Source organism: Streptococcus oralis (genome assembly GCF_001983955.1).
In the GTDB taxonomy this organism is placed as follows: Bacteria; Bacillota; Bacilli; order Lactobacillales; family Streptococcaceae; genus Streptococcus; species Streptococcus jiangnanensis.
Window position 1 is genome coordinate 452,758 of record NZ_CP019562.1, and the last position, 20,312, is coordinate 473,069.

20 protein-coding genes are annotated in these 20,312 nt (G+C 43.0%); 14 read left to right on the forward strand and 6 right to left on the reverse strand.

Annotated features, from left to right (window positions below; translation table 11 throughout):
• The 14 genes from BWR56_RS02145 (at window position 1) to dtd (ending at window position 15,711) form a co-directional block, all read left to right on the forward strand.
• Window positions 1-366: a type II toxin-antitoxin system RelE/ParE family toxin gene (locus BWR56_RS02145; RefSeq protein WP_076984365.1), complete on the forward strand. Its 366-nt coding sequence runs from the start codon at window positions 1-3 to the stop codon at window positions 364-366.
• Window positions 356-649: a helix-turn-helix domain-containing protein gene (locus BWR56_RS02150; RefSeq protein ID WP_076984366.1), complete on the forward strand. Its 294-nt coding sequence runs from the start codon at window positions 356-358 to the stop codon at window positions 647-649. The genes BWR56_RS02145 and BWR56_RS02150 overlap by 11 nt, the downstream gene beginning before the upstream one ends.
• Window positions 650-1,001: 352 nt before the next feature.
• Window positions 1,002-3,251 carry a 5-methyltetrahydropteroyltriglutamate--homocysteine S-methyltransferase gene (gene metE / locus BWR56_RS02155; protein WP_076984367.1) on the forward strand — a complete coding sequence of 750 codons (2,250 nt, stop codon included), beginning with the start codon at window positions 1,002-1,004 and terminating at the stop codon, window positions 3,249-3,251.
• Between the two features lie 60 nt (window positions 3,252-3,311).
• Window positions 3,312-4,178: a methylenetetrahydrofolate reductase [NAD(P)H] gene (gene metF, locus BWR56_RS02160; protein ID WP_049504734.1), complete on the forward strand. Its 867-nt coding sequence runs from the start codon at window positions 3,312-3,314 to the stop codon at window positions 4,176-4,178.
• Window positions 4,179-4,758: 580 nt separating this feature from the next.
• Entirely contained in the window at window positions 4,759-6,972 is a 2,214-nt protein-coding gene (pnp, locus tag BWR56_RS02165; RefSeq protein WP_076984368.1) for a polyribonucleotide nucleotidyltransferase, read from the forward strand.
• A 14-nt stretch (window positions 6,973-6,986) separates the two neighbouring features.
• A complete protein-coding gene (gene cysE / locus BWR56_RS02170) occupies window positions 6,987-7,604 on the forward strand; it encodes a serine O-acetyltransferase (RefSeq protein ID WP_049552181.1) in 618 nt (205 codons plus the stop codon).
• 11 nt (window positions 7,605-7,615) lie between these two features.
• Window positions 7,616-8,482, forward strand: a complete 867-nt coding sequence (locus BWR56_RS02175) for a GNAT family N-acetyltransferase (protein ID WP_076984369.1) — start codon at window positions 7,616-7,618, stop codon at window positions 8,480-8,482.
• Between the two features lie 22 nt (window positions 8,483-8,504).
• Window positions 8,505-9,026: a dihydrofolate reductase family protein gene (locus BWR56_RS02180; protein ID WP_076984370.1), complete on the forward strand. Its 522-nt coding sequence runs from the start codon at window positions 8,505-8,507 to the stop codon at window positions 9,024-9,026.
• Between the two features lie 17 nt (window positions 9,027-9,043).
• Window positions 9,044-10,387 carry a cysteine--tRNA ligase gene (gene cysS / locus BWR56_RS02185; RefSeq protein WP_076984371.1) on the forward strand — a complete coding sequence of 448 codons (1,344 nt, stop codon included), beginning with the start codon at window positions 9,044-9,046 and terminating at the stop codon, window positions 10,385-10,387.
• Window positions 10,380-10,766 (forward strand): Mini-ribonuclease 3, encoded by a 387-nt coding sequence (locus BWR56_RS02190; protein WP_076984372.1) that lies wholly within the window; start codon window positions 10,380-10,382, stop codon window positions 10,764-10,766. The genes cysS and BWR56_RS02190 overlap by 8 nt, the downstream gene beginning before the upstream one ends.
• Before the next feature lie 2 nt (window positions 10,767-10,768).
• Window positions 10,769-11,638: a helix-turn-helix domain-containing protein gene (locus BWR56_RS02195; protein WP_076984373.1), complete on the forward strand. Its 870-nt coding sequence runs from the start codon at window positions 10,769-10,771 to the stop codon at window positions 11,636-11,638.
• 114 nt (window positions 11,639-11,752) lie between these two features.
• Window positions 11,753-12,883, forward strand: a complete 1,131-nt coding sequence (locus BWR56_RS02200) for an ABC transporter ATP-binding protein (RefSeq protein ID WP_000229944.1) — start codon at window positions 11,753-11,755, stop codon at window positions 12,881-12,883.
• Window positions 12,884-13,021: 138 nt separating this feature from the next.
• Window positions 13,022-15,238, forward strand: a complete 2,217-nt coding sequence (locus BWR56_RS02205; RefSeq protein ID WP_076984374.1) for a RelA/SpoT family protein — start codon at window positions 13,022-13,024, stop codon at window positions 15,236-15,238.
• A gap of 29 nt (window positions 15,239-15,267) precedes the next feature.
• Window positions 15,268-15,711 carry a D-aminoacyl-tRNA deacylase gene (gene dtd / locus BWR56_RS02210; protein ID WP_061597931.1) on the forward strand — a complete coding sequence of 148 codons (444 nt, stop codon included), beginning with the start codon at window positions 15,268-15,270 and terminating at the stop codon, window positions 15,709-15,711.
• A gap of 30 nt (window positions 15,712-15,741) precedes the next feature.
• On the opposite strand, the gene BWR56_RS09960 is transcribed toward dtd, so the two are convergent.
• The 6 genes from BWR56_RS09960 to BWR56_RS02240 all read right to left on the reverse strand — a co-directional run bounded on the left by BWR56_RS09960 (window position 15,742) and on the right by BWR56_RS02240 (window position 20,139).
• A complete protein-coding gene (locus tag BWR56_RS09960; RefSeq protein WP_076984375.1) occupies window positions 15,742-16,155 on the reverse strand; it encodes a hypothetical protein in 414 nt (137 codons plus the stop codon).
• 107 nt (window positions 16,156-16,262) lie between these two features.
• Window positions 16,263-16,913, reverse strand: a complete 651-nt coding sequence (locus BWR56_RS02220) for a metal-dependent transcriptional regulator (RefSeq protein ID WP_049520901.1) — start codon at window positions 16,911-16,913, stop codon at window positions 16,263-16,265.
• An 83-nt stretch (window positions 16,914-16,996) separates the two neighbouring features.
• Window positions 16,997-17,491, reverse strand: a complete 495-nt coding sequence (tpx, locus tag BWR56_RS02225) for a thiol peroxidase (RefSeq protein WP_076984376.1) — start codon at window positions 17,489-17,491, stop codon at window positions 16,997-16,999.
• 122 nt (window positions 17,492-17,613) lie between these two features.
• Window positions 17,614-18,546, reverse strand: coding sequence for a metal ABC transporter substrate-binding protein (locus BWR56_RS02230; RefSeq protein WP_076984377.1), 933 nt, complete (start codon window positions 18,544-18,546; stop codon window positions 17,614-17,616).
• A 25-nt stretch (window positions 18,547-18,571) separates the two neighbouring features.
• A complete protein-coding gene (locus BWR56_RS02235; RefSeq protein ID WP_076984378.1) occupies window positions 18,572-19,420 on the reverse strand; it encodes a metal ABC transporter permease in 849 nt (282 codons plus the stop codon).
• Window positions 19,417-20,139 (reverse strand): metal ABC transporter ATP-binding protein, encoded by a 723-nt coding sequence (locus BWR56_RS02240; RefSeq protein WP_076984379.1) that lies wholly within the window; start codon window positions 20,137-20,139, stop codon window positions 19,417-19,419. The genes BWR56_RS02235 and BWR56_RS02240 overlap by 4 nt, the downstream gene beginning before the upstream one ends.
• Between the last annotated feature and the right edge of the window lie 173 nt (window positions 20,140-20,312).

A 20,312-nucleotide genomic window follows, 5' to 3' on the forward strand; every position in this document is an offset into this window, starting at 1 on the left:
GTGCATACAATTTACTTCTATAAGGACAAAAATGGAAATGAGCCAGTCTTAGATTATATGAGAGAATTGGCTAGAAAGAAGAGTAAGGATAGTCGCATCAAACTCAATAAACTAAACGACTATATCGAGTTGCTTAGTCAGCATGGGACTAGAGCTGGTGAACTCTATATCAAACATTTGGAAGATGAGATTTGGGAACTAAGACCTCTGAGGGATAGGATTTTATTTGTAGCGTGGCTTGATGGGAGTTTTGTTCTCTTACATCATTTTGTCAAAAAGACTCAGAAAACTCCTAGGAGAGAGATTGATAAAGCCAAGCGTGAACTGAAGGACTTAAAAGAAAGAGGGTTAAGTGATGAAGAATAGTGCTATTGGGAGTAATTGGAAAGATGTCCGCTCTGAACTCTTCACCAAGGAGGAAATCCTTGAAAGTGATATGCGAGTGGCTATCATGAGTGAGTTGATTGAAGCCAGACACGAGCAAGGTATCAGTCAGAAAAAGCTAGAGGAACTCAGTGGAGTGAGCCAGCCTGTCATAGCTAGGATGGAGACAGGAAAGACTAGTCCTCAGTTGGATACGGTCTTAAAAGTCTTAGCCAGTTTAGGAAAGACACTAGCAGTCGTCCCACTTGAACAGGAAAAAAATTGATAGAGATGAGATTACTTGGTTGGCTAAAATCATCCACTGGATAATTTTACCTCCCGTCCGCACTTTTTCAGGGAAATATCAGAATTAGAAAAGAAAACCAACCTATAGTCTTTTCTAATAACAAGCCATAGTCACTGATGAGAATCGTCAATAGCTCGTTTGAGCATTTCAACTAAAATACAGCAATAAAACAAGCAATACAAAGGATTTGAGACACTGGTCTCAAGTCTTTTTCTTTTGTTCGAAAAAGCGATATAGTTTCAAACTATATCAAAGCCTAATTATTTACAATTATACAGACAGTTTCTTTTCTGTTAAGATAGTTTCAACAACAAATTTTGGAGGACACATCATGTCAACTACGATCATCGGTTTCCCTCGTTTGGGTGAATTCCGCGAATTGAAATTTACAACTGAAAAATACTTTAGAAAAGAAATCTCAGAAGAAGAACTCTTGGCAGCAGCTAAAGAATTGCGTGCGAAACACTGGAACATTGTCAAAGAAAAAGGAATCACTGAAATCCCATCAAATGACTTTTCTCACTATGACAACTTCCTAGATGCAGCTTTCCTTTTCAATGTGGTGCCTGCTTCAGTTCAAAACTTGGACTTGTCTGACCTTGAGCGCTACTTTGCTTTGGGTCGTGGTTACCAAGGTGAAAAAGGGGACGTGCGTGCCCTTCCGATGAAGAAATGGTTCAACACCAACTACCACTACATCGTGCCTAAATTTGAAAAAGATACTCAAGTAAAATTGGCAGGTCACAAGATCTTTGATGAGTTTCAAGAAGCCAAAGAACTTGGATTGAACACTCGTCCTGTTCTTGTAGGTCCATTCACTTTCCTTCAATTGTCAGACTTTGAAGAAGGCGTGAAAGCAGAAGACTTCGTAGACAGCTTAGTAGCTGCTTACCAAGAAGTTTTTGCTAAATTGGCTGAACTTGGTGCGACTCGCATCCAACTCGACGAAGCGGCTCTTGTCAAAGACTTGACAGCTGAAGAAAAAGCTCTCTTCTTGAACCTCTACAACAAACTCTTGGCTGACAAGAAAGGTCTTGAAGTCTTGCTTCAAACTTACTTCGGAGACGTTCGTGACGTTTATGCTGACCTTGTGAAATTGCCAGTAGATGCGATCGGTCTTGACTTCGTTGAAGGTAAGAAAACTCTTGAACTTGTTAAAGGTGGCTTCCCAGCTGACAAGACTCTCTATGCAGGTATTGTCAATGGTAAGAACATTTGGCGTAACAACTATGAAAAGAGCTTGGCTGTTCTTGAGCAAATCCCAGCTGAAAACATCGTATTGACAAGCTCATGCTCACTTCTTCATGTGCCATTTACAACTGCTAATGAAGAATTTGAACCAGCTATCTTGAACCACTTTGCCTTTGCAGTTGAAAAATTGGATGAAATCCGTGACTTGGATGCTATCCGCAACGGTCAAGGTGCAGAAGCTCTTGCAGCTAACAAAGAACTCTTTGCGACTGAACGTGTCGGAGCAAATGCGGAACTTCGTGCGCGTATCGCTGGATTGACTGACGCAGACTACACTCGTTTGCCAGCTTTTGCTGAACGTGAAGCTATCCAAGAAGAAGCTTTCAAACTTCCAGCACTTCCAACAACAACCATCGGTTCATTCCCTCAAACTAAGGAAGTTCGTGCCAAACGTTTGGCCTTCCGTAAGGGTGAATTGTCACAAGAAGAGTACGACGCCTTCCTTGCTGAAACTATCGACGAATGGATCAAATGGCAAGAAGAAGTTGGATTTGACGTGCTTGTACACGGTGAGTTCGAGCGTAACGACATGGTTGAGTACTTCGGTCAAAACTTGTCAGGTTACCTCTTCTCTAAGAATGGTTGGGTACAATCTTACGGTATGCGTGGGGTGAAACCGCCAATCATCTGGGGTGACGTCACTCGTCTTAACCCAATCACTGTCAAATGGTCTAGCTATGCTCAAAGCCGTACAGACAAACCTGTCAAAGGTATGTTGACTGGACCGGTTACCATCCTCAACTGGTCATTCCCACGTGAAGACATCTCTATCAAGGACTCAACTCTTCAAATCGCCCTTGCTATCAAGGATGAAGTTCTTGACCTTGAAGCTGCTGGTGTGAAAATCATCCAAATCGACGAGGCTGCTCTTCGTGAGAAATTGCCACTCCGTCGTAGCGACTGGTACGAAGACTACCTTGACTGGGCTATTCCAGCCTTCCGCTTGGTACACTCTACAGTAGCGCCAGATACTCAAATCCACACTCACATGTGTTACTCAGAATTTACAGATATCATCCCAGCCATCGACAACATGGATGCGGACGTTATTTCCTTTGAAGCAAGCCGTTCAAATCTTGAAATCTTGGACGAACTCAAAGCAAAAAACTTCCAAACAGAAGTGGGACCTGGGGTTTACGATATCCACTCTCCTCGTGTGCCAAATGAAGGCGAAATCGACCACACAATTGATGCTATTCTTGCCAAAGTACCAAGCAAGAAAGTTTGGATCAACCCTGACTGTGGTTTGAAAACACGTGGTATTCCAGAAACAAAAGAAAGCTTGATCCGCCTTGTCGAAGCAGCAAAAGCTGCGCGTGAGAAATTGTAAGAACCCATTTCTCCCTACACGGTTGATCAGTAAGAAATCAACTAGAAAAGGTTAATATATATGTCACGCCAAACACCGTCACTTTCATTTGAAGTGTTCCCTCCAAACCCAGCTGTGTGTAATGATAAAATTATTTCAGCTTTGCAGGATATGCGGGAGCTAACACCGCACTTTATCAGTGTGACTGCCAGCAATAATAAATTTAATATCAAGGAAACAACGGTTCGTTTGGCTGACTTTATCCAGAATGACTTGGCGATTCCAACCATTGCCCACTTGCCAGCCATCTATCTGACTAAGGAAAAGGTTGCTGAAACCATTGCAGACTTGGATAAGGTTGGGGTACAGAAAATCTTGGCCTTGCGTGGGGACATTATCCCTGATGTGGAACCACAAAAGGATTTCCGCTACGCAACGGATTTGATCGAGTTCATCAAGGAACAAGCCTCTCACTTTGATATTATTGGCGCTTGTTATCCTGAAGGGCATCCTGACTCGCCAAACCAGATCTCAGATATTCAAAATCTCAAGAAGAAAGTGGATGCAGGCTGTTCAAGCCTTGTAACGCAACTTTTCTTTGACAATGAGCGCTTCTACGATTTCCAAGACAAGTGTACCTTGGCAGGGATTGATGTTCCTATTCATGCGGGTATCATGCCTATTCTTAACCGTAATCAAGCGCTTCGTCTCTTGAAGACTTGTGAGAATATCCATCTTCCACGCAAATTTAAGGCTATCTTAGACAAGTATGAGCATGACCCTGAGTCGCTCAGAGCAGCAGGACTTGCCTATGCAGTGGACCAGATCGTGGACTTGGTCACTCAGGATGTCGCAGGTGTGCATCTTTACACCATGAACAATGCTGAAACAGCAAAATACATCCACCAAGCAACCCATGCCTTGTTTAACCATCAGTCTTTAGGATAATAAAAAGCAAACCATTCTTCTCAGGTGAGGGGAATGGTTCCTTTTTAATAGAAAAGCCCGCACTTTTTAAGAAAAATATGATAAAATAGACTCTGTACGTACTTGATACAAAGATGAGGGTATAAAAGTTTTAAAGGCTTTGTCGATTCTCAATTTTATGATAGAAATTTTTTCATAATTTGTTCTTTTCAGTATTTAGTTTGAGCGACACGAACGAGTCAAATCGATGTTATTTGACGAGAGAGTTAGTAAAGCATTTAGCTAATCGTCTAATAGCAATTAGCGTGAAAGGATTAGATGCTTTAGCATCAAACCTTTCTAATGATTTGTAGCTAGATAGTTGAACACGGGCTAAATCCCTAGTGAAAAAGATAGATTTCCTGGTGTGCATCGCACACTGCGTCAATTTATGCTATCATGAGTAATTGAACTCGGCCGAAAAGCTGTGTAAAAAAGATAATCTGTCTTGTCTTCATCGAAGACTTCGCCAGTTTCCTATTTTTACTTTGCTTTTGACGTCCTTGGTATCTTGATCTTTGTAGGCAAGGCGTATAATTTCATCAATCCAAAGGGGATTAAAATGACAAAACAAGTGTTTCAAACGACTTTTGCGGGTCGTGAGTTAATCGTAGAGACTGGTCAGGTTGCTAAGCAAGCAAATGGCTCTGTTGTCGTCCGTTACGGTGAGTCAACTGTCTTGACTGCTGCCGTTATGTCTAAGAAAATGGCAACTGGGGATTTCTTCCCACTTCAAGTCAACTACGAAGAAAAAATGTATGCGGCTGGGAAGTTTCCTGGTGGTTTTATGAAACGTGAAGGGCGTCCTTCGACAGATGCAACTTTGACAGCGCGTTTGATTGACCGTCCAATCCGTCCTATGTTTGCGGAAGGTTTCCGTAACGAAGTGCAAGTCATCAATACGGTTCTTTCTTACGATGAAAATGCCTCTGCTCCAATGGCAGCTATGTTTGGTTCATCCTTGGCACTTTCTATCTCAGACATTCCGTTTGACGGTCCAATCGCTGGGGTACAAGTGGGTTATGTCGATGGCCAAATCATCATCAACCCTACTCAAGAACAGGCAGAGCAATCGCTTCTTGAATTGACAGTAGCTGGGACCAAACACGCTATCAACATGGTTGAGTCTGGTGCCAAAGAATTGTCAGAAGAAATCATGTTGGAAGCCCTTCTGAAAGGGCACGAAGCAGTCAAAGAATTGATTGCCTTCCAAGAAGAAATCGTTGCGGCAGTCGGTAAAGAAAAAGCAGAAGTGGAATTGCTTCATGTAGACGCTGACTTGCAAGCTGAAATCATTGCAGCTTACAACAGCGACCTCCAAAAAGCGGTCCAAGTAGAAGAAAAATTAGCTCGTGAAGCTGCAACTCAAGCAGTTAAAGACCAAGTAACAGCGGTTTACGAAGAAAAATATGCAGACCATGAAGAATTTGACCGTATCATGCGTGATGTGGCTGAAATCTTGGAACAAATGGAACACGCTGAAGTGCGCCGTTTGATTACGGAAGACAAGGTGCGTCCTGACGGTCGTAAGGTTGATGAAATCCGTCCTTTGGATGCGGTTGTTGACTTTCTTCCTCGTGTGCACGGTTCAGGTCTCTTTACTCGTGGCCAAACTCAAGCCCTTTCAGTCTTGACCTTGGCTCCGATGGGCGAAACGCAAATCATCGATGGTTTGGATCCAGAGTACAAGAAACGCTTTATGCACCACTATAACTTCCCTCAATACTCTGTAGGGGAAACTGGTCGTTACGGTGCGCCTGGTCGTCGTGAAATTGGTCACGGTGCTCTTGGTGAGCGTGCTCTTGCTCAAGTCTTGCCTAGTTTGGAAGAATTCCCATACGCGATCCGCTTGGTAGCAGAAGTCTTAGAATCAAATGGTTCTTCTTCTCAAGCTTCTATCTGTGCGGGCACTCTTGCCCTTATGGCTGGTGGTGTGCCAATCAAGGCGCCAGTAGCTGGTATTGCCATGGGTCTCATCTCTGATGGAAATAACTACACTGTATTGACAGATATCCAAGGTTTGGAAGACCACTTTGGAGACATGGACTTTAAGGTAGCAGGTACTCGTGAGGGGATTACAGCCCTTCAAATGGATATTAAGATCCAAGGGATTACTGCAGAAATCTTGACAGAAGCTCTTGCTCAAGCCAAGAAAGCGCGTTTTGAAATCCTTGATGTGATTGAAGCAACCATTCCAGAAGTTCGTCCAGAATTGGCTCCAACTGCACCGAAAATTGATACCATCAAGATTGATGTTGATAAGATCAAGATTGTCATCGGTAAAGGTGGAGAAACCATCGACAAAATTATCGCTGAAACAGGCGTTAAGATTGATATCGACGAAGAAGGTAATGTTTCTATCTACTCTAGCGACCAAGATGCCATTAACCGAACCAAAGAAATCATCGCTGGCTTGGTTCGTGAAGCGAAAGTGGATGAAGTTTACCATGCTAAGGTTGTTCGTATCGAGAAATTTGGTGCCTTTGTCAACCTCTTTGATAAGACAGATGCACTTGTGCACATTTCTGAAATGGCTTGGACTCGTACCAACCGTGTTGAGGACTTGGTAGCTATCGGTGATGAAGTCGATGTTAAGGTTATCAAGATTGATGAAAAAGGCCGTATCGATGCCTCTATGAAAGTTCTTCTTCCTCGTCCGCCAAAACCTGAGCATGATGAAAAAGGCGAAAAGTCTGAGCGACCTCACCGTCCACGTCATCACAAGGACCACAAACCGAAGAAAGAATTTGCACACAAACCAAAAGACTCAGAATAAGAAAGGAGAAATGTATGGGATGGTGGCGCGAAACCATTGATATTGTAAAAGAAAATGATCCAGCGGCGCGCACCACTTTGGAGGTTTTACTGACCTATCCAGGTGTCAAGGCCTTGGCTGCCCACCGTCTCTCGCATTTTCTCTGGAAGCATGGCTTTAAACTCTTGGCTCGTATGCACAGTCAGTTTTGGCGCTTTTGGACTCAGATTGAGATCCATCCGGGTGCCCAGATTGACTCAGGTGTTTTTATCGACCATGGTTCAGGCCTGGTGATTGGAGAGACGGCGATTGTTGAAAAAGGCGTTCTTCTCTACCACGGAGTGACTCTTGGCGGGACTGGTAAGGATGTTGGCAAACGCCATCCGACTGTGCGAAAAGGAGCTCTCATATCAGCTCATGCCCAAGTCATTGGACCGGTAGAAATCGGTGAAAATGCCAAAGTCGGTGCAGCAGCAGTTGTTGTGGCAGATGTACCTAGTGATGTGACGGTTGTCGGAATCCCAGCTAAGATCGTCCGAGTTCATGGACAGAAGGATGAACCAACGATCCACGAAGTTGAAGAAAAACGTGAGTATTACGTCAATAAACTAGAGCAGGCTAGAGAAGCCAGTCACAGATCGTCTGGTTTGTAGAGGATAGCTATATGATTCAAGCAAGAAACAAGTTAAGCCAAGAGGAGTTATCTGAGGCGAAAAAACTAATTAACTGTAGCCAAGCCTATGATGGAACTTATCGTGATCCCTATCTTTCTAACATGCTTAATTTTGACCCAAACATGCCCGCCTTTTTCCTTTATTATGAAAAAGGCGAACTTGTTGGTCTATTAACTGTCTATGCTGATGACCAAGATGTGGAAGTGACGATACTGGTTCATCCAAATCATCGCCGTCAGGGAATTGCGCGTGCTTTGTTTACGAGTTTTGAGAAAGAAACGGCTTCTTTCCCTATTCGTTCAGTTACTTTTCAGACAGAACGTATTTTTTTAGAGAATCATCCTGAATTTGCCAGTAACTGGGGACTAATCGAGGATAAAGAGACAGAAACTTGGTTAGGTAAGAATAGAAGACCTTATCAGTTAGTAACTGTTTCTAATCTTGAAGTTTTGTTAGCAGATAGTTCGTATCAGGAGCAAATTAGCCAGTTAAAATTTCAGGCATTTTCAGAGGAACATGAATCGAGAGAAGTTGTGGATAGATATGTCGCTGAAGCTCTGAAGGATTCAGAAAGTCGCCTATATATTTTATTAAAAGACGGTCAGGTTATTGGGACTTGCACGGTAGATTTATCGACTAATACGAATTACTTCTACGGTTTAGCAATATCAGAACTTGAACGTGGCAAAGGCTATGGAAGCTATTTAGCAAAATCCCTTGTCAACCAACTAATTGAGCAAAATGATAAGGAATTTCAGATTGCCGTGGAAGATAGTAATGTAGGTGCCAAACGTTTGTATGAAAAAATTGGCTTTGTCAAACAGACACAGGTGATTTATTTGAAAGCAAAAGTGTAGAACTAGAAAGGTAACTACAAGAATGGCAGTATATTTTTACGGCTGTATCACCATGGATGGCTACTTGGCAGACAGTCAGCACAGGATAGACTGGCTGCATCAGCTTGGTTCTGTAGAGGATACAGGCTATGATGACTTTTACAGGCAAATGGATATCACCATCATGGGCAAGCGGACCTTTGAGGAAATCCAAGATTTGCAAGATGTAGAAAGTTTTTATCAAGCTACGGAAAACTATGTCTTTACGCATGATAGGCACCTGCCTGTCAGCAATTACCAGCCAGTAGCTGGGGATGTGGTGGACTTTGTTTGCCAGATTGACAAAGGCAAAAATGTCTTTGTGATTGGTGGTAATTCCTTGGTAGGACCGCTCTTGGATGCGGATCTTTTCGACCACCTCATTATTCAGATAGCGCCCCTTATCCTAGGAAAGGGGGTTCCCCTCTTTACCCAAGAGGAAGGGCAGCGCTTTTACCAACTGGATAGCCTCAGACAATTTGGCCCTTTTGCAGAGCTGGTTTTCAGTCGAAAAAGTCAGAAATAGAGAAGGGAGTGGACCGCATGATTAAAATTTATGATACCATGTCTCGTGATCTGCGAGAATTTGTCCCCATCGAAGAAGGAAAGGTTCGCATGTATGTTTGTGGGCCAACTGTTTACAACTATATCCACGTTGGGAATGCCCGTTCAACGGTGGCTTTTGATACCATTCGTCGTTATTTTGAATACCGTGGCTACGAAGTTGCCTATATTTCCAACTTTACAGATGTAGACGATAAGATTATCAACCGTGCCAAGGAAGAAGGTATCACGCCTCTGGAGGTTGCGGACAAGTACATCGCTGCCTTTCGTGAGGATGTGACGGCCTTAGGCGTGAAACCTGCGACTCGCCATCCGCGTGTAGTGGAGTTTATGGCGGACATTATCCGCTTTGTGGAAGACTTGATTGAAAAAGGTTATGCTTACGAGAGTCAAGGGGATGTTTACTTCCGTGTAGAAAAATCACATAACTATGCTAAGTTGGCCAATAAAACCTTGGAAGATTTGGAGCTGGGTGCTTCAGGTCGTACCGATGAAGAAACAGCTCGTAAGGAAAATCCTGTAGACTTTGCCCTTTGGAAAGCTGCAAAACCAGGCGAGATTTCTTGGGACAGTCCTTGGGGACCTGGTCGTCCGGGTTGGCATATCGAGTGTTCGGTCATGTCGACAGAGATTTTGGGAGATACCATTGATATCCACGGTGGTGGAGCTGATTTGGAGTTTCCTCACCATACCAACGAAATTGCCCAGTCAGAAGCAAAAACAGGCAAGACTTTTGCTAACTACTGGATGCATAATGGCTTTGTCAATATCGACAATGTCAAGATGTCTAAGTCCTTGGGCAACTTTATTACCGTGCATGATGCTCTTAAGACCATTGATGGGCAAGTACTTCGTTTCTTCTTTGCGACTCAGCATTACCGTAAACCAATCAACTTTACCGAAAAAGCAGTGCGAGACGCTGAGACCAATCTCAAGTATTTGAAGAACACTTATGAGCAACCATTTACAGGAAAAGTGGATGTCAAAGAGTTACAAGCCTTTAAAGATAAGTTTGTAGCAGCCATGGATGAGGATTTCAACTCTGCTAACGGTATCACAGTTGTCTTTGAAATGGCCAAATGGATCAACTCTGGCAACTATGATGCAAGTGTTAAGGAAGCTCTAGCGGATATGTTGGAGGTCTTTGGTATTGTTTTTGTCGAGGAAGTTTTAGATGAAGAAATCGAGGCCCTGATTCAAAAACGTCAAGAAGCGCGTGCTAATCGTGACTTTGCGACAGCAGACCAAATCCGTGACCAACTAGCTGCTCAAGGGATTAAGCTACTTGATACCAAGGATGGAGTGAGGTGGACACGTGATTGATGTCAATCTCATTAACGGGATTGCGTTGGCTTTTGAGGGAGATGCTGTTTATTCCATGTATATCCGCCGCCATCTCATCCTCAAAGGCATGACCAAGCCCAATAAACTTCACCAAGAGGCGACCAAGTATGTCTCAGCCAAGGCTCAGGCTCGCCTGATTTCCCTCATGTTGGAGGAGCAAGTCCTGACGGAAAAAGAAGAAGAAATCTACAAACGTGGCCGCAATACCAATAGTCACACAAAGGCTAAAAATGCAGATGTCGTGACCTATCGGATGTCTACTGGCTTTGAAGCAGTCATGGGCTATCTTCATTTGACAGAAAATGTGGAGCGTCTAGAGACCATAATTTCTTGGTGCATCCAAAAAGTGGAGGACTAGAGATGCTTGCAAAAGAATTACTAGACTGGTTTCCTGAGGCTCAGATTTCAGATCAGCCGATTGAGAAACCAGGCTATCTCACTCTCCCTTTAGATTCTCAGCAGTGGATTTTACTGGAGGAAGCTGGGCTCAGCGAGCGTGAAAAGCAGCTGGTTTCCCTTTTGACCCAAGAGGAACATGCAACTTCGCTCAATCCTTGGTATTCCTATCTGATAGAGGGTAAGGGGCAGGCGCCTCAAACTTTTAAGAAGATACAACTGGTTTATTGCCATCTATCCTATTATCAACAGGAAAATCTAGCCTCTTGGCTGGATATGATGCAGACCCTCTTTCCTAACTGCCAGACAGTGTTGCAGGTCGGAGTTCAGGACTATGTTTTTGTTCTCCAGCAAGATAAATACAGTTCTGTTCGCTCAATCTTATCCGATACGATTGAAGCGGTTGAGTATGACTTCGGTCTTCGTCTGTCTATCATGTTGGGGCAGGTCTGGTCACAGGCTGGCTATCAGGCTCTGTCAGCTTTAATCCAAGCGGAGCGGGACTTGTTTAAGGCTTGGTGGCGTCAGGGTCACCAAGGTGTACACACCTTTTCACAACTCTATCTATGGAGTATGGGAGAAAGACTAGTGGACCTGAGAGTCATTAAAGAATGCCTGCACCAGATGATCTTGGATCAGGATCAGATTCAGGAAATTATCCTATCTCTCTGGGAAAACAGTGCTGTTCTGACTAAAACAGCCCAGCAACTCTATCTACATCGCAATTCTCTCCAATACAAGATTGATAAATGGGAAGAATTAACAGGACTTCAGTTGAAGGAGTTGACGGATCTCACCTTGTGTTATCAGTTGATTTTACCAGATATTCTCTAAAGTTTTGTGCAAGTTGCACAGAACTTTTTGATTTTTTTGGTCACCTTGCCATAGAAATGTAAAGCGTTTTCATTTATAATAAAACTATCAAAAGACAAAAGGAGTTCACCTTCCATGGTAGAATTAAATCTTAAAAACATTTACAAAAAATATCCAAACAGCGAACACTACTCAGTTGAAGACTTCAACTTGGACATCAAAGACAAGGAATTTATCGTTTTCGTAGGTCCTTCAGGATGTGGTAAGTCTACAACTCTTCGTATGATCGCTGGTCTTGAAGACATCACAGAAGGTACTGCATCTATCGATGGCGTGGTTGTCAACGACGTGGCTCCAAAAGACCGTGACATCGCCATGGTATTCCAAAACTACGCTCTTTATCCACACATGACTGTGTATGACAACATGGCTTTCGGTTTGAAATTGCGTAAATACAGCAAAGAAGACATCGACAAGCGTGTGCAAGAAGCGGCAGCAATCCTTGGTTTGAAAGAATTCTTGGATCGTAAACCTGCTGACCTTTCTGGTGGTCAACGTCAACGTGTTGCCATGGGTCGTGCGATCGTCCGTGATGCAAAAGTGTTCTTGATGGACGAGCCTTTGTCAAACTTGGATGCCAAACTCCGTGTATCTATGCGTGCTGAAATTGCGAAAATTCACCGTCGTATCGGTGCTACAACTATTTACGTAACCCACGACCAAACAGAAGCGATGACACTTGCCGACCGTATCGTTATCATGTCAGCTACTAAGAACCCTGCTGGTACAGGTACTATCGGACGTGTTGAACAAATCGGTACCCCTCAAGAAGTTTACAAAAATCCAGTTAACAAGTTCGTTGCAGGATTCATTGGAAGCCCAGCTATGAACTTCATCAACGTGAAATTGGTTGGTAGCGAAATTGTTTCTGACGGTTTCCGTTTGAAAGTTCCAGAAGGAGCTTTGAAAGTTCTTCGTGACAAAGGCTACGAAGGAAAAGAATTGATCTTCGGTATTCGTCCAGAAGATGTGAATGCAGAACCTGCTTTCCTTGAAACATTCCCAGAATCAGTTGTCAAAGCAACTATCTCTGTATCAGAATTGCTTGGTTCAGAATCTCACCTTTACTGCCAAGTTGGTAAAGACGAATTTGTTGCCAAAGTGGATGCTCGTGACTACTTGCAAACAGGTGCAACAGTTGAACTTGGATTTGACTTGAACAAAGCACACTTCTTCGATGTAGAAACTGAAAAAACAGTCTACTAAGCAAATGAAATGTCAAAACACTGCTAGAGAAATCTGGCAGTGTTTTTTTAATGATTGGTATTGGCATAAAAACAGGCTTTTCTAGTTTTCATATCCTTAAAAAAGTGATAAAATGGTAGGAAGAATTGGAGAGTATAGATGCCGAAAGAAGTGAATTTGACGGGCGATCAGGTAGTCGCTTTAACGAAAGAATATTTAATAAAGGAAGACGTTGCTTTTGTACAAAAAGCATTGATTTACGCAGTTGATTGTCATAGTGGGCAGTTTCGGAAATCAGGTGAGCCCTATATTATCCATCCCATTCAGGTAGCAGGAATTTTGGCTAAGCTCAAACTGGATGCCGTAACCGTTGCCTGTGGTTTTTTGCATGACGTGGTTGAGGATACAGATGCGACACTGGATGATCTGGAGAGAGAGTTCGGTCATGATGTTCGAATTATCGTTGATGGGGTGACCAAGCTTGGTAAGGTTGAGTACAAATCACTTGAGGAACAATTGGCTGAAAATCACCGCAAAATGCTTATGGCCATGTCTGAGGATATCCGTGTTATCTTGGTTAAATTATCGGACCGTTTGCACAATATGCGGACTCTCAAACACCTGCGAAAGGACAAGCAAGAACGGATTTCCAGAGAAACCATGGAAATTTACGCACCACTTGCTCATCGTCTAGGGATTTCCAGTGTCAAGTGGGAGTTGGAAGATCTATCTTTCCGTTACCTCAATCCAACTGAGTTTTACAAGATCACCCACATGATGAAGGAAAAACGCAGAGAACGTGAGGCTCTGGTCGACGAAGTCGTAACCAAGTTGGAGGACTATGCTACCGAACGCAATCTCAAAGGGAAAATCTATGGTCGTCCTAAGCATATCTATTCGATCTACCGCAAGATGCAGGATAAGAAGAAACGCTTTGAGGAAATTTATGATCTGATTGCCATTCGCTGTATCTTAGATACCCAGAGTGATGTCTATGCTATGCTGGGTTATGTACATGAACTTTGGAAACCTATGCCAGGCCGCTTCAAAGACTATATCGCTAATCGTAAGGCCAATGGTTACCAGTCTATCCATACAACTGTTTATGGGCCAAAAGGGCCGATTGAATTCCAGATTCGGACCAAGGAAATGCACGAAGTGGCTGAGTATGGGGTTGCGGCTCACTGGGCTTATAAGAAAGGCATTAAAGGGCAGGTCAACAGCAAGGAATCAGCTATCGGGATGAACTGGATCAAGGAGATGATGGAGCTCCAAGACCAGGCTGATGATGCCAAGGAATTTGTGGACTCTGTTAAGGAAAACTATCTGGCGGAGGAGATTTACGTCTTTACTCCTGATGGTGCGGTTCGCTCCCTACCAAAAGATTCAGGACCGATTGACTTTGCCTATGAAATCCATACCAAAGTCGGTGAAAAAGCGACTGGTGCCAAGGTCAATGGCCGTATGGTTCCGCTGACAACCAAGCTCAAGACAGGGGATCAGGTTGAAATTATCACCAATCCCAACTCCTTTGGTCCGAGTCGTGACTGGCTCAACATGGTCAAGACCAGCAAGGCGCGCAACAAGATTCGTCAGTTCTTTAAAAATCAAGACAAGGAATTATCCGTTAACAAGGGCCGTGAAATGTTGATGGCCCAGTTCCAAGAAAACGGCTATGTAGCCAATAAGTTTATGGACAAGCGTCACATGGACGAGGTTCTTCAAAAGACCAGCTACAAGACAGAGGAAGCCCTCTATGCAGCCATTGGTTTTGGAGAAATTGGCGCTATTACCGTCTTCAACCGCTTGACCGAAAAGGAACGCCGTGAGGAAGAGCGTGCCAAGGCCAAGGCGGAGGCAGAGGAGCTTGTCAAAGGTGGCGAAGTTAAGGTCGAGAACAAAGAAACCCTCAAGGTCAAGCATGAGGGTGGTGTGGTCATTGAAGGTGCTTCAGGTCTCCTAGTTCGGATTGCCAAGTGTTGCAATCCAGTGCCGGGTGACGACATTGTCGGCTACATTACTAAGGGACGAGGTGTAGCTATTCACCGTGTGGACTGTATGAATCTCCGTGCCCAAGAAAACTACGAGCAACGTCTTCTTGATGTGGAGTGGGAAGATCAATTCTCAAGCAAGGAATACACTGCCCACATCGATATCTATGGTCTCAACCGTACAGGGCTCTTAAATGATGTTCTGCAAGTTCTCTCCAACACAACTAAGAATATCTCAACTGTTAATGCTCAACCAACTAAGGATATGAAATTTGCTAATATCCATGTCTCATTTGGTATTTCCAACCTCTCTACACTGACCACAGTCGTGGACAAGATTAAGAGTGTGCCAGAGGTTTACTCCGTCAAACGGACCAACGGCTAATTGTCCTAGCTCTTACTAGAAAGGCTATTATGAAAATCATTATCCAACGAGTTAAGAAAGCCCAAGTGAGTATCGAAGGTCAGGTTCATGGAAAAATTAATCAGGGACTCTTATTGCTAGCCGGTGTTGGCCCAGAGGACCAAGAGGAAGATCTGGACTATGCTGTGAGAAAGCTTGTCAATATGCGGATTTTTTCAGACGCAGAAGGCAAGATGAACCTGTCTGTCAAGGATATTGAAGGGGAAATTCTCTCTATTTCTCAGTTTACTCTTTTTGCGGATACCAAGAAGGGTAATCGTCCCGCTTTTACAGGTGCAGCCAAGCCGGATATGGCAGCTGCCTTCTATGAGGCTTTCAACCAAAAGCTAGCTCAGGAAGTGCCTGTTCAGACAGGCATCTTTGGAGCGGATATGCAGGTGGAGTTGGTAAATGATGGGCCAGTTACCATCATTCTTGATACTAAAAATAGATAAGAAAACCAAGCCAGCTGGCTTGGTTTTTGTTTATAGACACTCCCATAAAGAGGTATGTTTGTTGTAAAAGTCTGGATAGTTTTCTCTTAGGTGGCTAGCCGTTATATAATATAAAGTAGAATGACATGAAGTAAAGACTGGAGTAAGAGAGTAGAAATATTGAGGGCCAGTGATGGCTAAAAAGAGAAATAATAGAAGGTCAACAGAGAGAATCGCTAAGTAATAAAGTCGAATTTTTTTGTTCATCTGAGGATAAATCTCAGAGAAATGTTTTTTGAGTCGGAAGACCAAGCGAGACAGCAGTAGTCCCTGAGCGAGGATGAAAATGAAGCAAAAAATCAGACCTCTCTCCAAAGAAAGTTCGTATCGGGGTCTGAAAGTTACCAACAGTAGCAAATCGCTGACTACAATGGCTGCAAAATGGATTCTAAAGAGTTTTTTCATAAGATGACCTCCCTCTTTTATCTAGCTTCATTCTACACCAAATGAATGGGACTTACAACTAAAATGACAAAAAATCCCTGAAATGAACTTCTTTCAAGGATAAGGGCTTAGTTGATTTTTTCGACATAGAGTTGTTTGGCGATATCCATACTAACTTGGAGGTCTTCGTCTTTGTTGACCAGAGTAAAGCTATTGGAAAAGCCATCAAACTGCTTGACTTGGAGTTGGTCACCGATATGAATTGCGTGCTTTTCTAGATATTTGAGTAGTTCAAAGCTATCATGAACGCGAGTCAGGAGATAGGTTCCAGCTTCCTGGACGGCCGCTAGTGGCAGGTTATTGATTTCAACCAAGAGTTCTCCCTCGGCTGGTATGGTTCCACCGTGGGGACAGGTTTTAGGGAAGCCCAGTAGTTTATCCAGTCTCTTTACAAATAGGTCAGAGACAGTGTGCTCTAGGACCTCAGCTTCTTCGTGGATCTGGTCACTGGTATAGTCGAGATGGTGAACTAGAAAGACCTCAATCAACCGGTGTTTGCGATAGAGCTCAGAAACCAGTTTGAGGCCAATATCTGTCAATAGATAGCCATTCTCCTTATCCTTGAGGATGAGATTTTCACTTTTCATGCGTTTGATCATCTCTGTTACAGCAGGCGGAGAGACCTGCATACGGGCAGCAATCTCTTTGTTGGTGATTTTTTGCATCTCCGTACCGATTTCATAAATACATTTTAAATAATCTTCTTTATTTGGAGTCATTCGTTTCCTCTTGTTCATTCTCTCCATCTAGTATACCAAAAAAAGCTAGATTTCTCTAGCTTTCTGTCATAATGCTTGTGATTTTAGTCTAGTTCTTTAACTGCAGCAATAGCAGCTTCAAAGTCTGGCTCCGTGTTGATATTGTCAACGTATTCTACATAACGGATGACATTGTCAGTATCGAGAACAAAGACGGCACGTGCAAGGAGATGCCATTCGTTGATCAAAAGGGCATAATCGTGCCCGAAAGAATGGTCGAAGTAGTCTGAGAGCATGATGGCATTGTCAAGACCTTCAGCCCCACACCAGCGTCCTTGGGCAAATGGTAGGTCCATAGAAACAGTAAGAACGACGGTATTGTCGAGGTTAGCTAGTTCTTGGTTGAATCGACGTGTTTGCGTTGAGCAGATACCAGTATCGATAGAAGGGACAACACTCAAGACTTTTTTCTTTCCATCAAAGTCAGCTAGCGTTTTTTTAGAGAGATCGGTTGTCGTAAGAGAAAAGTCAAGTGCCTTGTCTCCGACTTGCAGTTGTTTACCTGTAAAAGTTACAGGATTTCCGAGAAAAGTGGTCATGAAACTACTCCATTCTTTTTTCTTTTATTTTACCGAGAATTGTCAGATTTTTCCAATGATTTGACTGGAAATTAAAAGAGAAAAAAACGACCGTTCATGTGAGAACGACGTTTTTTAATGGATTACTTAGACAAACCTTCAGCAATCTTGTCAAGGTTGTATTTCATCATGTTGTAGTAGCTGTCACCTTCTTTACCTTCTTCAGCAATTGAGTCAGTAAAGATTTGCGCGTAAATTGGGATATTTGTGTCTTGTGAAACAGTCTTCATTGGACGGTCATCGACACTTGATTCAACAAAGAGTGATGGAACTTTTGTTTGGCGAAGTTTTTCAACCAAGGTCTTGATTTGTTCAGGTGTTCCTTCTTCTTCTGTGTTGATTTCCCAGATGTAGGCACTTGGGACTCCGTAAGCTTTAGAGAAGTATTTGAAACATCCTTCGCTGGTTACGATGAGTTTCTTCTCAGCAGGGATATTGTTAAATTTCTCTTTGGCTTCCTTGTCCAGTTTGTCTAGCTTTTCAGTATATTCTTTGAGATTTTTTTCGTAGAATTCCTTGTTGCTAGGATCTTTGGCAATGAGCTGTTTAGCGATATTTTTAGCATAAATCATCCCATTTTCAAGGTTGAGCCAAGCGTGTGGGTCTTCTTTGCCTTTCTCGTTTTGGCCTTCAAGGTAGATAACATCAACGCCTTCGCTGACTGCAAAGTAGTCTTTGTTTTCAGTTTTCTTGGCATTTTCGACCAATTTGGTAAACCAAGCATTGCCACCTGTTTCAAGGTTGATACCGTTATAGAAAATGAGGTCAGCCTCAGAAGTTTTCTTTACGTCTTCAGGAAGTGGTTCGTACTCGTGTGGGTCTTGACCAACAGGAACGATACTGTGAAGATCGATCTTATCGCCAGCGATATTTTTGGTAATATCAGCGATGATTGAGTTTGTAGCAACAACTTTTAGTTTTTGGTTTGTAGATGCTGTGTCTTTTTTTCCGCTAGCACAGGCAGCTAATCCAATGATAGCAAGAAAAAGAACAAGCAATGTACCTAATTTTTTCATTAGATTCCTCCAGAAGGGTTTCCCCTTATTTATTGATTTTTTTATTTTTTAGTTTCAAGTATCGTTGCTTTGGTGCGATAAAGAAACTGATTAAAAAGAAGCTGGCGGATGTGAGCACGATGCTGGATCCTGCTGCGAGATTGAAGCTATAGCCGACAAAGAGTCCCAAAACAGAAGCGGTTGCTCCTAGGGTTGATGAAAGAAAAATCATGCTCTTTAGGCTATTGGCATAAAGGTAAGCCGTCGCAGCTGGGGTGATCAGCATAGCCACGATAAGAATGGTTCCAACACTTTGCATGGCAGTGACTGACACAAGGGTCAAGAGCACCATGAGCAGATAGTGGTAGAAATTAACGGGCATTCCCATGGCTTTAGCCAGAAGCTCGTCAAAGGATGTAATCAATAGTTGTTTAAAGAAAATCCCGATAATCAAGAGAATCAATGCCCCCATACCAATGGTAATCCACATGTCTGTATCTTGGACAGCGAGGATATTCCCAAAAAGGATATGGAAGAGGTCTGTCGAACTCTTGGCAACACTAATCAAGATGACACCTAAGGCTAAGAAAGATGAAAAGGTAATACCAATGGCGGTGTCACTCTTGATGATAGAGTTTCCCTTGATGTAGGTAATGATGATGGAAGCCATCAAACCAAAGATGATCGCTCCAATAAAGAAATCAATTCCCAGGATAAAGGAAAGGGCTACGCCGGGCAAAACTGCGTGAGAGATGGCATCCCCCATGAGAGACATTCCACGCAGGATGATAAAACATCCCACAGCTCCAGCAACGACTCCGATGACAATAGCTGTGATCAAGGCGTTTTGTAGGAAATGGAAATGTTGCAATCCATCGATAAATTCTGCTATCATAGGTCACCTCCATTGAAAAAGAGTTTGCTACCGTAGGCCTTTTTGAGATTGGCCTCGGTAAAGGTTTCTTCGGTCGGACCAAGGTCTATTAATTCTCGATTGAGAAGCAAAACTTGGTCGAAATAATGGGGGACTTTACTGAGGTCATGATGGACGATGAGAACTGTTTTACCAGCTTTTTTAAGGTCTCTCAGCGTATTCATGATAATCTCTTCACTAACCGAATCAATCCCGACAAATGGCTCATCTAGAAAGATGTAGTCAGCTTCCTGCACTAAGCAGCGGGCAATCAACACACGTTGGAATTGTCCTCCTGAGAGCTGGCTGATTTGGCGATCAGCATAGTCTGAAAGTCCAACGATTTCAAGTGCATCTGCCACTTTTTTCCAGTGGCTGGCCTTTAAAGTGTGAAAGAGCGGGATAGATGGATAGAGTCCCAGTGAGACACATTCCTTGACCTTGATAGGGAAATTGTAGTCGATATGGATTTTTTGCTCGACATAGGCAACTCGATTTAAAGATTTCTTGACTTCTTTGTCGTCGAGAAAGGCCTGACCTTCATGTGGGATAATTCCCAACATACCTTTTAATAAAGTTGATTTTCCAGCACCATTTGGACCAATAATTCCGGTAATAGTTGGTCCTTGGAGCACTAGTGAAATATCCTTTAGTGCCAACGTTTCTTTGTAGGAGACACTGAGGTTTTCGATACGTATCATACTGTTGTATTCCTCCTGCCTTTTAATATACCTTAAAAAAAAAATTAAGTCAAGTTAATTTTTGAAAAATTTAAAATAATAACTGAAAAATGAAGAAAAAAGAGAAACCATTTTTAATTGCATTCCCAAGTGTTTTTTGCTAAGCTAAGAATAAGTGAAAAAATGAAAGCGAG

What these genes read in the sequence shown, in the direction of transcription:
- BWR56_RS02150 (WP_076984366.1), top strand. Translation starts at nt 356, where the DNA reads ATGAAGAATAGTGCTATTGGGAGTAATTGGAAAGATGTCCGCTCTGAA.
- metE (WP_076984367.1), top strand. Translation starts at nt 1,002, where the DNA reads ATGTCAACTACGATCATCGGTTTCCCTCGTTTGGGTGAATTCCGCGAA.
- metF (WP_049504734.1), top strand. Translation starts at nt 3,312, where the DNA reads ATGTCACGCCAAACACCGTCACTTTCATTTGAAGTGTTCCCTCCAAAC.
- pnp (WP_076984368.1), top strand. Translation starts at nt 4,759, where the DNA reads ATGACAAAACAAGTGTTTCAAACGACTTTTGCGGGTCGTGAGTTAATC.
- cysE (WP_049552181.1), top strand. Translation starts at nt 6,987, where the DNA reads ATGGGATGGTGGCGCGAAACCATTGATATTGTAAAAGAAAATGATCCA.
- BWR56_RS02175 (WP_076984369.1), top strand. Translation starts at nt 7,616, where the DNA reads ATGATTCAAGCAAGAAACAAGTTAAGCCAAGAGGAGTTATCTGAGGCG.
- BWR56_RS02180 (WP_076984370.1), top strand. Translation starts at nt 8,505, where the DNA reads ATGGCAGTATATTTTTACGGCTGTATCACCATGGATGGCTACTTGGCA.
- cysS (WP_076984371.1), top strand. Translation starts at nt 9,044, where the DNA reads ATGATTAAAATTTATGATACCATGTCTCGTGATCTGCGAGAATTTGTC.
- BWR56_RS02195 (WP_076984373.1), top strand. Translation starts at nt 10,769, where the DNA reads ATGCTTGCAAAAGAATTACTAGACTGGTTTCCTGAGGCTCAGATTTCA.
- BWR56_RS02200 (WP_000229944.1), top strand. Translation starts at nt 11,753, where the DNA reads ATGGTAGAATTAAATCTTAAAAACATTTACAAAAAATATCCAAACAGC.
- BWR56_RS02205 (WP_076984374.1), top strand. Translation starts at nt 13,022, where the DNA reads ATGCCGAAAGAAGTGAATTTGACGGGCGATCAGGTAGTCGCTTTAACG.
- dtd (WP_061597931.1), top strand. Translation starts at nt 15,268, where the DNA reads ATGAAAATCATTATCCAACGAGTTAAGAAAGCCCAAGTGAGTATCGAA.
- BWR56_RS09960 (WP_076984375.1), bottom strand. Translation starts at nt 16,155, where the DNA reads ATGAAAAAACTCTTTAGAATCCATTTTGCAGCCATTGTAGTCAGCGAT.
- BWR56_RS02220 (WP_049520901.1), bottom strand. Translation starts at nt 16,913, where the DNA reads ATGACTCCAAATAAAGAAGATTATTTAAAATGTATTTATGAAATCGGT.
- tpx (WP_076984376.1), bottom strand. Translation starts at nt 17,491, where the DNA reads ATGACCACTTTTCTCGGAAATCCTGTAACTTTTACAGGTAAACAACTG.
- BWR56_RS02230 (WP_076984377.1), bottom strand. Translation starts at nt 18,546, where the DNA reads ATGAAAAAATTAGGTACATTGCTTGTTCTTTTTCTTGCTATCATTGGA.
- BWR56_RS02235 (WP_076984378.1), bottom strand. Translation starts at nt 19,420, where the DNA reads ATGATAGCAGAATTTATCGATGGATTGCAACATTTCCATTTCCTACAA.
- BWR56_RS02240 (WP_076984379.1), bottom strand. Translation starts at nt 20,139, where the DNA reads ATGATACGTATCGAAAACCTCAGTGTCTCCTACAAAGAAACGTTGGCA.